Raw genomic sequence first — 12,791 nt, 5'->3', positions numbered from 1 at the left:
ACGGTGCAACCTCTTTAGAGATTGCACCGAACCTTACATAGAAAATACTTCCTTATGGGACTTGCCCAAGGCGGTTCGTCCTTTATTTTGCTGTTTTTACTTGAGCAGGCCGATATCGGTGAAATAGTCGATCTTCATCGCGTGACGGACTCGATCGAGCGTGCCCTGAGCGGTCTCAGCGGCGATTTCGCTGCCCTTCTTGAGAATCTCGTAGACTTCGGGCAGGCGACCCTCCCACTGCGCACGGCGCTCACGCATGGGCGACAGCAGTGACTGCATGACGTTGTTCAGGAACTTCTTTACCTTCACATCGCCGAGTCCGCCGCGCTGGTAGTGCGCTTTCAGCTCGTCAAGGTTCTGGTAGTCCGGCAGGAATTCTGCGAAGTGCTCCGGCTGGCAGAACGCATCCAGATAGGTGAACACGGTATTGCCCTCCAGCTTGCCGGGATCCTGCACGCGGATGTGGTCCGGATCGGTGTACATGGACATGATCTTCTCACGAACGACCTCCTCCGGATCCGCAAGGTAGATGCAGTTGCCGAGCGACTTGCTCATCTTCGCCTTGCCGTCTGTGCCGGGCAGACGCATGCAGGCGTTGTTGGACGGAAGAACAATCTGCGGCATCGTCAGCGTTTCGCCGTAAACCGTGTTGAACTTGTGCACGATTTCGCGGCACTGCTCGAGCATCGGCTCCTGGTCCTCGCCGACCGGAACAGCCGTAGCGTTGAATGCGGTGATGTCCGCCGCCTGACTGATCGGATAGCAGAAAAAACCGACCGGAATGCTGGCTTCAAAGTTGCGCATCTGAATCTCTGCCTTAACGGTAGGGTTGCGCTGTACACGGGACACGGTGACAAGGTTCATGTAGTAGAACGTCAGCTCGGTCAGCTGCGGCACCATGGACTGGATGAAGATATTCGTCTTTTCCGGGTCAATGCCGACCGCAAGATAGTCCAGCGCGACCTTCATAATATTCTGGCGCACGCGCTCCGGGTGCTCGGCGTTGTCGGTCAGCGCCTGCGCGTCCGCAATCATGATGTAAATTTCATCATATTTTCCGGAATTCTGCAGCTTCACGCGCTCGGCCAGTGAGCCGACGTAGTGGCCGACATGCAGGTTGCCGGTCGGGCGGTCGCCCGTAAGAATGATCTGTTTCATATCGTAAACGCTCCTTAAAATTCGTTTTTCAGACAGGTTTTCCAGTTTTCAGGCAGTTCCACGTTGGAGGAAATCCACATGGCGAATATGCCGTTGAGCATCGTCCAGTAGCGCAGAAGCCGCCATCGTGTCTCATCCTGCGGAATGCCTTGCTTTTCCGCGATAGCGACAGCCACACGGCGGAAAACGGAAAACGGCGGGTAGTTGCCCTCGATCGGCTCAAGCGAGAACGTCAGCTTCTGGGACGCATTGCGGAAATACGCGCTGAAATACGTCGGGTTGCGCATGTAAAAATCCAGATAGGCGGTGCCGAGCTGTTCCATGGTCTGCGGCAGGCTTTCATCCAGACCGCTGAGCGTCAGCTCGAGTGTGCGCGTCAGCTCCTGCATGACATAGGCACGGCAGGCGTCGATCAGGCGCTCCTTGCTGTCAAAATGGCGGTAGATGGCGTTGTGACTCACGCCGCACTGCGTTGCCAGCCGCCGGAGAGAAAGATTTTCGAGGCCGTCCTGCGAGATCAGCGTGACCGCTTCCTCCAGCAGCTTGCTTTTCAGATTTCCGTGATGATACTGATCGGCCATTTCCTCACCTCGTTGTTTGTTGTGATGGGTTTATTATAGTCCTTGATGTTGTCGGTGTCAACATTAAAATGTCACAACGATAACCAATTGCATTTGCGAAAAATGCGTATAAAATGACGAATTACATTATCAGGGTGAGAATTTATCGTTGCAGTGCAAAACAGGATGTTGATGATGTACACACTGTTTTGCAGCAAAAAAACACCGATACTCTCCGGAAAAACGGAGAATATCGGTGTTTGCAGCTACGGTTTAGTAGATTACGACAGTCGAGCCGATCGGTATGTTGTTGTAAATCCAGTTGATGTCGTTGTGCTTCATGCGTACACAGCCGTGCGAAACCGGATAGCCGCTGCTGAAGTCGTATTCGGTGTCGGTGCCGGGATAGCACAGGCGGGAGTGGAACGCGTAGCCGGTGCCCGGGTAGAAGCCTACAACCGGACGAACCGTGTAAGTACCGGTGGTCCAGCCTGCCTTCAGCTTGTAGCTGACGGTGGTCACGCCGACCGGAGTCGGGGTAGAGGCAGCGCCGGTGCCGACGATAAAGCTCTTGGTCAGCTTCCAGTTGCCCTTGGAGCCGGTGAATACGTTTACATGCTGATAGGCGCGGTTGATCCAGACCAGATAATTGGTGTTGCTGGAGTAGCCCTTGGCGTTGATCCAGACCTCCTTGGTGGTCTTGGAGTAATCGTTGTTGGCCGCGTAGGACGTGGTGTAGTTGCCGCGGTAAACCGAGGATACCTGCTTGAGGATGGCGGCAGCATCGCGCTGTGCATACCACTCGGCAGAGTAATTCTCGATCGGAACGGTCTTCTGGGCGTAAACCTGCTCGGTTTCGCCGGTGGACGGGTTGTCATAGAGCAGCTTAAAGCCAATCGCCGTGCTGGTCTTCATATTCTTGGTGAAGGTGAAGGTGCTGGTGTGGCTGGAGGTCTTGCCGTTGGTCAGCTCGAAGCTGTTGTTCGTGCAGCCCTTGATCGCGGAGCCGTCCTGATACCAGATTGCAGTGCAGGTAACGCCTTCCTTTACGCCGGAGAAGCTAACCTTGGCAGTCAGCGAGCCGCCGGCCTTAACCTTATCCGGAACGGTCATCGTGATCTGAACGCCATCCAGACCGGGATCGATGTTGTCGATCGTGTGGTCAGCCTTAGCCGTTACTGTGCAGCCGACCATGCGGGTGTCTACGATGCCGATCTTGCCGGTGCCGTCAACCGTGGTGTTCTTGCCGGCCAGAACCATCGTGCCGACCGTGCCGGACAGCGTGATGCGGTTGCCGGAGCCACGCAGTACGGAAACGGTATCCGCGTCGCCCTTGAGCAGGATGGTGTTGTTGCTGCCGGTAATGGTGATGGCATCCGAGGTCATGCCTTCGAGCACGATGGTGCGGCCGGAAGCGGTGATCTCGATGTTGGAGACTGCGCCGCTGTAGCCAATGGAGCCGCCCTTGCCCGCGATAACGAGCGTGTTTACGGACGAAGTGTTGTCCATCTTCACATCAGCCGTGCCTGCCGGGTCAACAGCAAGCGTGGAAATGCTGGTCTGCTTGGTGCCGTTCAGTACAGCGCGCTCCTCGCCCTTGAGGACGATGCGGTGCGAGCTGCTGACGGAATCGAGCGAAATTTCATTCGTGGGAGCGGCAAAGATCCAGTCACCGTCTGCGACAGCACCGGTCAGAGCGATGCACGGATTGGTGAGTACGGTGCCGCCGGCCAGCTCGGTCGGTGCGCTGTCTGCGTTGGTGGCAGCTGCAATGCGCACGATCATGGTGACGAACTGTGCACGGGTCAGCTTGTTCGACGGAGACAGCTTGGCAGCAGAAGTACCGTTTACAACGCCCTGGCCGATCAGAGCGGCAGCTGCCTGCTTCTGCTCGGTGGTCATGGAGGAGGTATCGGTGAAGCTGCTCAGCTCATCGGCAGCGGTCTCTGCGCGGTCGTACGCGAACGCACGAGCCATCAGCACGAAAGCCTCGGCACGGGTAGCTGCAGTGTCAAAGCTGCGGTTGTCGTTTGCGGTAATCAGGCCGAGGTGGATGGCCTTGCCCAGATCCTCGCTGTACCATGCGGACTGCTGGCTGGCAGCCAGACCGGATACACTATCGGCCTGCGTTGCGCCAAGCGCACGGTTGAGGATAACGATAGCCTCGGAACGCTTGACCGAGTTGTTCGGCATAATTTTGCCGTTGATGCCCTTCAGAAGACCCAGCTCAACACCCTTGCGCAGCGAAGCGGCAGCCCAGTGACCGTCGATGTCCGGGAAATCCGTGGTCGTCGGCTCGGAAGGCGTGGTCGGCTCAGTCGGAGTCGTGGGTTCGGTGGGAGTGGTCGGCTCAGACGGAGTCGTCGGCTCGGTGGTCGTCGGAACGGCGGTCTGCTCCAGTGCAAACGGGAGCGGATCGAGCATCAGATACTGCGGCATGTACTTGGACGCACCGGCACGCAGCGGATCGGAATCGCCGCCGATCACCAGCTTGCTGTCGGAGAAGCTGTTGTCCACCAGCATGCGGAAGGTGGTGGTGCCCCAGTGGAAGATGAGCCACTGCGCCTTGTCAGCGTTGTTCTTGCTGTCCGCAAGGTATGCCTTTACCTTGTTGTGGGCCTCGGTCAGCTTGGTCTTGCCGGAGTCGGTCAGGTCGATCTCGACGGCTTCTGCGCCTTTCTCGGTGGTTGCCTTGGCAGAGGCAAAATCTGCACGGTCGAACTGCCACTCCTCGTTCAGAAAGTCGGTCACACTGCACAGACGGCGGTCGCCCAGACGAGCGGCCCAGTAAGCGGCAGTGTTGCCGGTAGCTGTTTTCGGAATGGAAACGGTGATCACATCGCCGGAAACGGCGGCAGACGCGCCGGTCAGACCCTCAAGCTGCATGCGCTGCGAGATGATCTTCTGCGCTGCTGCCAGATCGGTCTGGAGAGCGGTGCTGTCGTACTCGCTGCCGGTGATCGGCTTGAACGCAAACGTCAGCGCGTTTGCAGCCTTGGTGGTCGCCGAATCATTTACGGCAAAAGCAGTGGTGAACAGCATCATGGCGGCCAGCAGACCGCTGAAAATGCGTTTTGTCAACTTCAAAATACTATCCCCTTTTTGACAGTTGCAGAATGCGGACATTCTGCCTTACCTTATTATCATTACCTATATTTTACGTTCCTGACCATAGCTTGTCAAGACGAGTAAGGTTTCAGTTCCGAAACATTTCGCTGTCCGCTGGGGACGGCGTACCCACGCCGAGAGGGCAAGAGGGTAGACACCTGCGGCTTCTACCCTCTTGACTCCCGTTTCCCTTGGAGGGTACGGCGAAAATCGGAGAACGGCGACTCGCCAGGGGGAACGGCTGTACTGCTCATCTTCCGTAGGGGCGGACCAATGTGTCCGCCCATTTCTCCACCTTCATCGCTCAAGCTGTATTCGTACTGCTACACAGGCGGTTCAATTTCCGCAGGCGCAACATAACAGTGTTGCGCAACTCGTTTGCACGTTGTTGTGCATGGCACCTGCGGATTTCATCCGTTGCAGAATCTATCTTGTAGGGCGGGATGATCCCATCCCGCCGTATGTAAATGGCAGCAAATCGTAAAAAACGGCGGGGTGAGGTCACCCCGTCCTACAATATAACGCGTTAAAGACTTGTGCGGCACTGTCATGCCGCACCCTGCGTAGATTTAACCATATGTGTAGCAGTAAGCTGTCTGTGAAATGCGAAAAGGCGGAGAAAGACACGCTGCGGTAACCCGACTGCCGTTCCCCATTTTGCAGCGGTCGCCGGTCTCTGGTCTGCGCCAGACTAAGAAACAAAAGGAAGTGGGAGTTAAGAGGGTAGAAACCATTGGTGTCTACCCTCTTGCCCCGCCGCGGGGCGCGGCGACGTTCCCGCCGTCCGCAGGCGACGAATCCCAATACTGGGAACAGCCATCCACGCTTTACAATCTGAATACAGCATGTTATACTATAAAATAAGCATAAAAACGACCCTTTTTCAAAGGAGGAAATCACCCATGCTTTGCAAAAACTGCGGCAAGGAGCTGCCGATCGCCGGAAAATTCTGCCCCTTCTGCGGCGCAGCTGTCGAGCAGACCGGTGTCAACGACGAAACAGCTGTATTTACCACCCTGCCGGATGATATGAAGGCCCCTAAGGATCCTGTTGAGACTGGTCCGATTGACACCAGCGCGTTTGACGCGGCTATGCGGAACGAAAAGCAGCAGCTTCCGGTGGACGACACGGCTGCCGATCCGCTGGCAGACACCAATCCCAATATTCCGAATCCGAGCATTCCCACGCAGGCTGCCATGCGTCCGATCGACACGCCGCCGGTCCGCCGTACTGCGGGCACGCCCGAGCGCCGCACGACCTACTACAACGGCGAGGCCGATCCGAAGGACAGCGTTTACAAAAAGCCGTCCAAGGGAAAACGCGGCCTAATCATTGCGCTGTTGGTCATCATCGTGGCGGCTTTGATTGGCGGCGGTGTGTGGTATTTTACAAATTCACACAAGACCGACGAAAACCTCGTCATGGCCGAAAAGTATATGGATCGCGGTGACTTCGACAAGGCGCTCGAGTATTACCAGAAGGCACAGGCGGAAGCCAAGGATCCGGCGGCTCTGGATGCGACCATTCAGCTGATCAAGGACTATCAGTCTGCCGAGGATTATGTGGGCAACGGCCAGTACACCGAGGCCATTGCGGCGCTCAAGCAGCTGCAGAACCGTGTTACCGACCCGGATTCTGCGATGTACAAGGCCATCGAGGATTTGCTCGATAAGGCGCAGTCTGCCCAGTCGGACGATCAGTTCAACTCCGATCTGGACGAGGCACAGAGCTATCTGGACGATAAAAAGTACGATGCCGCCAGCGGCAAGCTGGATTCTCTGGCAAATGATGATTCGCTGACCGATGACCAGAAAAAGCAGGTCAAGGAGCTGCAGAAGCAGCTTTCCGATGCACAGCAGCAGGAAAAGCAGCAGGAAGAGAGCAGCCAGAAAAAGGCCGAGCAGCGCGATGCGTTCAGCAAAAAGATGGATGAGCTGGAAAGTGACGATCTGAAAATTTCGTCGGCAGAGAATCAGGAGGATGAGCTGGCCATGACCGCAAGCTCGTTCGAGCAATGGGATAACCTGCTGAGTGAGATGTACGACTACCTTGCGACCGTGCTCAACGCCGATCAGTACGCTTCCGAGGAGGCAAGCTACAAGCAGTGGGTGCAGGAGCGGGACTCCGGTGCGGAAAATGCCGCAAAGGAGACCGAGGATGACACCGCAAAGCAGCTTGCATCCTACAGCTTTAAGCAGAGCTACACCAAAACACACTGCTATAAGCTGCTCGATCTGATGAACTGAACACAGGAATAACGAAAAAAGGACGCATCAGGCGTCCTTTTTGTTTGCCGCAAACGAGAAACAAGGGTGCAAAAAAGCGCCGCTTTCTTGCGAAAACGACGCTTTGCGTATCCTTGATTATAAAAAACGAATTGCTTACTCTGCGGTGTACGGCAGAAGAGCAATGTGACGTGCACGCTTGATAGCCTCGGTCAGCTGACGCTGATGAGCAGCGCAGGTACCGGTCATGCGGCGGGGCAGGATCTTGCCGCGCTCGGACATGTACTTCTTCAGCTTGCCGGCATCTTTATAGTCAACGTGTGCAACCTTATCTACGCAGAATGCGCATACCTTGCGACGGCGACGGCCGCGCTGCGGGCGCTCTGCACGCTCCGGACGGGGAGTAAATTCCTTCTTGGTTTCTTCCATGATCACGTAACCTCCTTCAGTTTAGAATGGGACATCGCCGTCGTCATCAGCAAGCTCCTGAAAATCTGAATCTCCTGCAGGGAGATCGAAAGCCGGAGCAACCTGGGACGCGGCAGGCTCGGGCCGCATCTGCGATCCGTTGTCATAGCCGCCAAAACCGCCCTGATTGCCTGCATTGTAGGCATCGCGGGATTTCTTCGTTTCACCGAAGGAAACCTCGTCGCAATTTACTTCGATTGCAGTGCGGTTGTTGCCGTTCTGATCCTGCCAGCGGCGGGACTGGATACGGCCGACTACGATTGCCATAGAACCCTTCGTGAACCACTGTGCAACGAACTCTGCCTGACGGCCCCATGCGACACAGTCGATGAAGTCGGTCTGGCGTTCGCCGTTCTGATCCTTGCGACCACGATCGATCGCAAGCGAGAACGAGCACACAGCCATGTTGGACTGGGTATGGCGCAATTCGGGATCGCGGGTCAAACGACCCATCAGAATCGCCTTATTGAGCATTGGTGTTCACCGCCTTAGTCGTCCAGGCAGACGATGATGGAACGCATGATGCCGTCCGTGATCTTGTAGATACGGTCCAGCTCAGCCGGGAAATCGGGCTTGGACTCAAAACGAACCAGCGTGTAAACGCCCTCCGTCTGATCCTCGATCGGGTACGCCAGACGGCGCTTGCCCCAGTCCTCGACCTCTACGTTCGTGCCGTTCGCCTCAACGAGAGACTTGAACTTGTCCACAACAGCGGTAGCCGCTGCCTCTTCCAGCTTGGGGTTAACGATGAAGATAGTCTCGTACTTGCCAGAAATCTTTGCCATATTCTTAGCACCTCCTTTTGGACTTTTGGCCCACATCCTTTGATGTGAGCAAGGATACTATACCATTATAACGGATATATGGAGAATGTCAAGAAAAATTTCAAAAAAATATTGACGAACTTTCAAAAGCATGATATACTGAGAACACTGTGAACGAGAAAAGACTCGTTCCGGCAGCAAATAGCTGCTTGTGTGGCTCAGTTGGTAGAGCAGCGCATTCGTAATGCGCAGGTCGCCGGTTCGAGTCCGGCCACAAGCTCCAAAATGTGTTGATGAAAGATGCAGCACCGAAAACACCGCACGAAAGTGCGGTGTTTTTGCATATTTAACGCCGTTTCACACAGGGAAAAGTTCGAAAAAACGCTTTTTCCGGAAAATCAGTTTTTCCACGCGAGAGAAGACATTTCAGAGATGCAGCGAAACTCTTTTATGGACTGGTGTGACTCGAACACCGAGGCTTAAAAACAAAGAAAACCAGCAGCCGCTGTATCACCTGCCCCTCTTCTGGCGTGTGAGGCAGCGGCTTTTCCTATCAGATGGGAGTCGGACACATAATCTGAAGTGGGCTCCATAACCTAATTGAAAAGAAAACGTTATACTTGATATGGACTTTTCCTGCTGAGTCGGTTACCATATTAAGTGTTCCATGTGGCAGGTTCAGCTTTGTCCCGCAAGGATCGATGAAAGGAAAGGCAAAATCAATTATGAAACTGAAAAGAAATTCCCTGACCACGATTCTGGTGGTCAGCTTCCTCCTCATGGCACTCTCAGGCTGCGGGCAGCAAGCCGAGCCGGATTCAGCGCAGCCGCCGCTGGAAACCGTAATGTATTCCAATCTAACGGACGCGGACTCGCGCAAGCTGCTCACCGAAGCGCTTGCAGATGCCAATGTGGATGAGACCCGAACGAAGCTGCTGCTGGACCGCGTGGATCAGTTCAATGCCAGCGTCAAGAGCGAATGGCTGACAGGCGGGTTTGAGAGCGCCGCTACCACCGAGACCAGATATGACCCCTATGAGATGCAAGATCTGTGGACGGAGAAGAACGGCAGCTTCCCCGGCTATAACTGCCGGATCACAGCCTTCAGTCTGTTCGGTGAGTTCGTCACCGCCGGAGTAGATCAGCCGGAAACGCAGGGCGAGGACTCCCTCTTTATGGATCTTGAAACGCTGGCCGCAGATCCCGCCGTTCTCTGCGGAGACAGCACGTCCAAGTTCTGCGCATTGTTTGCACCGGTAACTGCCGCAGATACCACGGAGGTGGCGGATCAGGTCAAAGCGCTTCAGGCGGGCTGGTCGGAGCGCGGGATTTCCTTTGAAGACAGCTCTGCCCGTCTGATCTCCGTTGTCCTCCATGACCGATTTTCGGATACGGACAATACGCTGTTCATCGGGCACGTGGGCGTATTACTGCCGGCAGAGGACGGAAGTCTGTACTTCATTGAAAAGATCGCCTTTCAGGAGCCGTACCGCCTGGTAAAGATTCAGAACAGAACCGAACTGAGCGATTATCTGATGGAAAAATACGATACTGCATGGGGACAGGATACGACACGTTCCTTCATCATGGAAAATGATGAACTTATGGATGGATACCGCCCAAACCCGTTGGACAGCGCGTCATAAGCAGCACATAGGGCAGGAAGCCTGCTTCTTCGGAAACAGACTTCCTGCTTCCTTTTATACCCCCACGTAGCCCCTTGTCGCGCCCTGTGTGGCCGATAAAGCAGACACTGCGGATACGGACACCCCCTGAGCAGAAAGCGCCGTGTAAGTCCGCAAACGCCGAAGTAAAAAAACAAATCACACATGGAGAAAGCCGCCCTGGGCATCTGAGATCATCAGATGCCCAGGGCGGCTTTTTGCGTTTCATCAGAAAGGAGACACGCATTATGGCAAGCGAGATCAGAAATCGCTTCACAGACACAGAAATGCAGATCGCCAGAGAAACGGACCTGCCGGAGCTGCTCTCCCACCTCGGCTATCAGGTCAAGCGCGTGGGACGCTTCCATACTACCGCGGAGATGGACAGCCTGCGGATCAAGGACCGGCGCACCTGGTTCCGCTACTCTCAAGGCATCGGCGGCGATGCGATCACATTCCTGCAGCAGTTCTGCGATAAAACTTTTCCGGAGGCAGTAGAGTACCTGCTGACCTTTCAAGGCAGGGCCAGAGACGCTCCTGTCAAAACAAAACCAGTCACCAAGCAGGACGAGCCGCCAAAAGAGTTTGCATTGCCACCGCGCAATGTAGATGACCGCCGCGTATTCGCTTACCTTCGCAAACGCGGCATCGCCGCACAGGTGATCCGTCAGTTTATGAACAGCGGATCACTGTATGAGGATGCAGTCCATCACAACTGCGTTTTTGTTGGCAGAGATCACACCGGACAAGCCGGATATGCAGGTCTGCGCGGCACCTATGACCGCGACGGGAACGGGTTTCGTGGAGATGTATCCGGCAGTGACAAAAACATCGGCTTCGCTATCCCTTGCGAACCTATCTTCGGAACAATCCCCAGATCAAGCGGATCGTTCTTTGTTTGGATATGGATACACCGGGACAAGAAACGGCGGAACAGCTCCGAAAAAAATACGCGGAAATGGGATATGAGATATCACAGGAGAAGCCCCGCATCGGGAAGGACTGGAACGAGTACCTGCAAAAAAGGAAAACACTGGAAAAGGGACGATGAACTAAGTAACATCAACTGCGATCCCAGCATCTCTATACCCAAAAATTTTAAGGAGGAATTCAGCACTTGAACAAAAATCATACACTTTCGCGCCGAGCTATTGCCACGCTGACGGCAGAAAAACTGGACATCCTGCGTCAGATCTTCTGGGATATGAACGCCATCTCTTATTGGGTGGAAACCGTCTCCGGTGATGAAGATGAAAGCGATACCGTTGTCCTGCACATCACTGTCACAGTCAAGGATCATCTGCAAATGGCGGACGAGTATCGGTTCAACACCGAGCGGCGCAAGCTGTTGGGAGAACTGATGCAGCCGGAGTATCAGGAGCTGTTCATGGCGCTGACCGGCAGTTATCAGGATATCGACCTGTCTCCGGAGGAGATCCAGGAGATCATCAAAAAGCTCCCCACCGATCTCAGCGAGGAGCGCAAGCAGGTGGTGTTGACTGCGTATCAGCTCTTGGGAAAGGTAAACTACTTCTGGGGAGGAAAGAGCCTTGTGCTTGGATGGGACTCTCGCTGGGGAACGCCTATGGAGGTGACAGCGGCAGGCAGCTCCAGCAGCGGGACCGTGCGTCCGTTCGGCTTAGATTGTTCGGGGTTTGTCGATTGGGTATTCTACAACCAGAGCGGAGGGCAGTACATCATCGGCCATGGTGGAGGGGCGTCTGCCCAGCACAGCTACTGCACACCCATCAGTTGGAACAATGCCAAGCCGGGCGACCTCGTCTTTTATCCTGGCGACAGTCATGTGGGGATCGTCTGCGGCTTCGACAGCAGCGGAAATATCCTCATCATCCACTGCGCCAGCAGCTCCAATAATGTGGTGGTGACTGGAAAGATCGGCTTTACTATGATCGGCAGACCGAGATATTTTACGGAATGAGAACTATGCTCGCAGCAAAGCAGATATGGTAAGGGGGCGTCAGTTCTGCATGGCAGACATCTACAAGGTCACTGAGATATCATTCGCATGGTAATCCGAATCGTATCCAAACGGTAGCCTAAATGCCGCACAAGCAGCTATACAATGTAGACCTTGCCATTTTGAGGCGCCTGTTTGGATAAAACTGTCACACATTCAAAACAAAGTGGCTTTTATGAAAGTCAAGCAGGCCCTCATTCCGCATTTTGCCAAGTTCCATGGACAGTCCGCTGCGCTCCACGCCGAGATAATCCGCAAGCTGCTGACGAGAGAACGGAATGTCGAACTCATAGCTGTCCCGGCGCTGCGACTCTGCGGAAAAATAGGACAGCAGCTTTGCGCGCGTCGTGCGCTGGCCTATGTGGGTGAGCTTTTCGTTGAGCCGCAGGTTCTTCTCCGCCAGCTCGCTCAGCAGGTTGCGGATGATTCGGTTATGATGGGAGCAGGCGGAGGGGCACATGCTCAAAACGCGCTTTATATGCAAAAACATCACCGTCACCGCGCTCTCCGCTTCTACGCTCACATTGAGAACCGCTCCCGGCGCGCAGGCGAACACCTCCGCGAAGGTCTGCCCCGGCCCGGTCTTGGAGAGGATGTTGCGGTTTCCCCAGATATCCTCCTGCACGATGAGGGCGCTGCCTGCCAGCACAAGCCCCACTTCATCCACCGCGTCTCCTGCGCGGAGCAGGCGGGAGCCTTTGGAAAAGGCATCGATCCTCGCACCAAGGCAGGAGAGCATGGCGGCAAGCTCCTCGTCGGAAATACCGGAGAAAAGCGCCGCCGTATGGAGCACCGGGAAAAATTCTTTCATAAATAATCCTCTTTCGTTGAAAATTCAACCGACTTGCTGATTTAATTTTAGTATA

Annotated in this window: 11 protein-coding genes and 1 tRNA gene; 5 read left to right on the top strand and 7 right to left on the bottom strand. The window is 54.9% G+C overall.

What is annotated here, in order from left to right; all coding sequences use genetic code 11:
* Nucleotides 1–96 precede the first annotated feature (96 nt).
* The 3 genes from trpS to C7386_RS08945 all read right to left on the bottom strand — a co-directional run bounded on the left by trpS (nt 97) and on the right by C7386_RS08945 (nt 4,805).
* Entirely contained in the window at nt 97–1,158 is a 1,062-nt protein-coding gene (gene trpS, locus C7386_RS08955; RefSeq protein ID WP_116705322.1) for a tryptophan--tRNA ligase, read from the bottom strand.
* A gap of 14 nt (nt 1,159–1,172) precedes the next feature.
* Nucleotides 1,173–1,739: a TetR/AcrR family transcriptional regulator gene (locus C7386_RS08950; RefSeq protein WP_116705321.1), complete on the bottom strand. Its 567-nt coding sequence runs from the start codon at nt 1,737–1,739 to the stop codon at nt 1,173–1,175.
* Between the two features lie 252 nt (nt 1,740–1,991).
* Nucleotides 1,992–4,805, bottom strand: a complete 2,814-nt coding sequence (locus C7386_RS08945) for a L,D-transpeptidase family protein (protein ID WP_165815517.1) — start codon at nt 4,803–4,805, stop codon at nt 1,992–1,994.
* Between the two features lie 923 nt (nt 4,806–5,728).
* On the opposite strand from C7386_RS08945, the gene C7386_RS08940 reads away from it, so the two are divergent.
* Entirely contained in the window at nt 5,729–7,072 is a 1,344-nt protein-coding gene (locus tag C7386_RS08940; protein ID WP_116705319.1) for a zinc ribbon domain-containing protein, read from the top strand.
* 135 nt (nt 7,073–7,207) lie between these two features.
* Here C7386_RS08940 and rpsR read toward each other — a convergent pair whose 3' ends face one another.
* The 3 genes from rpsR to rpsF are packed head-to-tail and all read right to left on the bottom strand — an operon-like array spanning nt 7,208 to nt 8,304.
* Complete coding sequence (rpsR, locus tag C7386_RS08935; protein ID WP_110435641.1) at nt 7,208–7,480, bottom strand: 30S ribosomal protein S18; 273 nt, start codon at nt 7,478–7,480, stop codon at nt 7,208–7,210.
* A 21-nt stretch (nt 7,481–7,501) separates the two neighbouring features.
* Nucleotides 7,502–7,993 (bottom strand): single-stranded DNA-binding protein, encoded by a 492-nt coding sequence (locus tag C7386_RS08930; protein ID WP_110435640.1) that lies wholly within the window; start codon nt 7,991–7,993, stop codon nt 7,502–7,504.
* A 14-nt stretch (nt 7,994–8,007) separates the two neighbouring features.
* On the bottom strand, nt 8,008–8,304 hold the full coding sequence (gene rpsF / locus C7386_RS08925) for a 30S ribosomal protein S6 (RefSeq protein WP_110435639.1): 297 nt from the start codon (nt 8,302–8,304) through the stop codon (nt 8,008–8,010).
* A gap of 186 nt (nt 8,305–8,490) precedes the next feature.
* Here rpsF and C7386_RS08920 point away from each other — a divergent pair.
* From C7386_RS08920 to C7386_RS08905, 4 genes are all read left to right on the top strand, one after another.
* Nucleotides 8,491–8,566: transfer RNA gene (locus tag C7386_RS08920), tRNA-Thr, on the top strand.
* A gap of 442 nt (nt 8,567–9,008) precedes the next feature.
* The gene (locus C7386_RS08915; RefSeq protein ID WP_318261271.1) at nt 9,009–9,929 is read left to right on the top strand and encodes a DUF4300 family protein; all 921 of its coding nucleotides are present in this window, start codon (nt 9,009–9,011) and stop codon (nt 9,927–9,929) included.
* Between the two features lie 266 nt (nt 9,930–10,195).
* On the top strand, nt 10,196–11,068 hold the full coding sequence (locus C7386_RS13970; RefSeq protein ID WP_437124095.1) for a DUF3991 domain-containing protein: 873 nt from the start codon (nt 10,196–10,198) through the stop codon (nt 11,066–11,068).
* Nucleotides 11,065–11,886, top strand: a complete 822-nt coding sequence (locus C7386_RS08905; protein WP_116705318.1) for a C40 family peptidase — start codon at nt 11,065–11,067, stop codon at nt 11,884–11,886. The genes C7386_RS13970 and C7386_RS08905 overlap by 4 nt, the downstream gene beginning before the upstream one ends.
* 187 nt (nt 11,887–12,073) lie before the next feature.
* Here C7386_RS08905 and C7386_RS08900 read toward each other — a convergent pair whose 3' ends face one another.
* Nucleotides 12,074–12,736: a Crp/Fnr family transcriptional regulator gene (locus C7386_RS08900; protein ID WP_116705317.1), complete on the bottom strand. Its 663-nt coding sequence runs from the start codon at nt 12,734–12,736 to the stop codon at nt 12,074–12,076.
* Nucleotides 12,737–12,791 lie beyond the last annotated feature (55 nt).

It is taken from the genome of Agathobaculum butyriciproducens, from assembly GCA_003096535.1.
In the GTDB taxonomy this organism is placed as follows: domain Bacteria; phylum Bacillota; class Clostridia; order Oscillospirales; family Butyricicoccaceae; genus Agathobaculum; species Agathobaculum butyriciproducens.
Note: the sequence above shows the minus strand (reverse complement) of the source record. Positions and strands in the feature narration are given on the sequence as shown.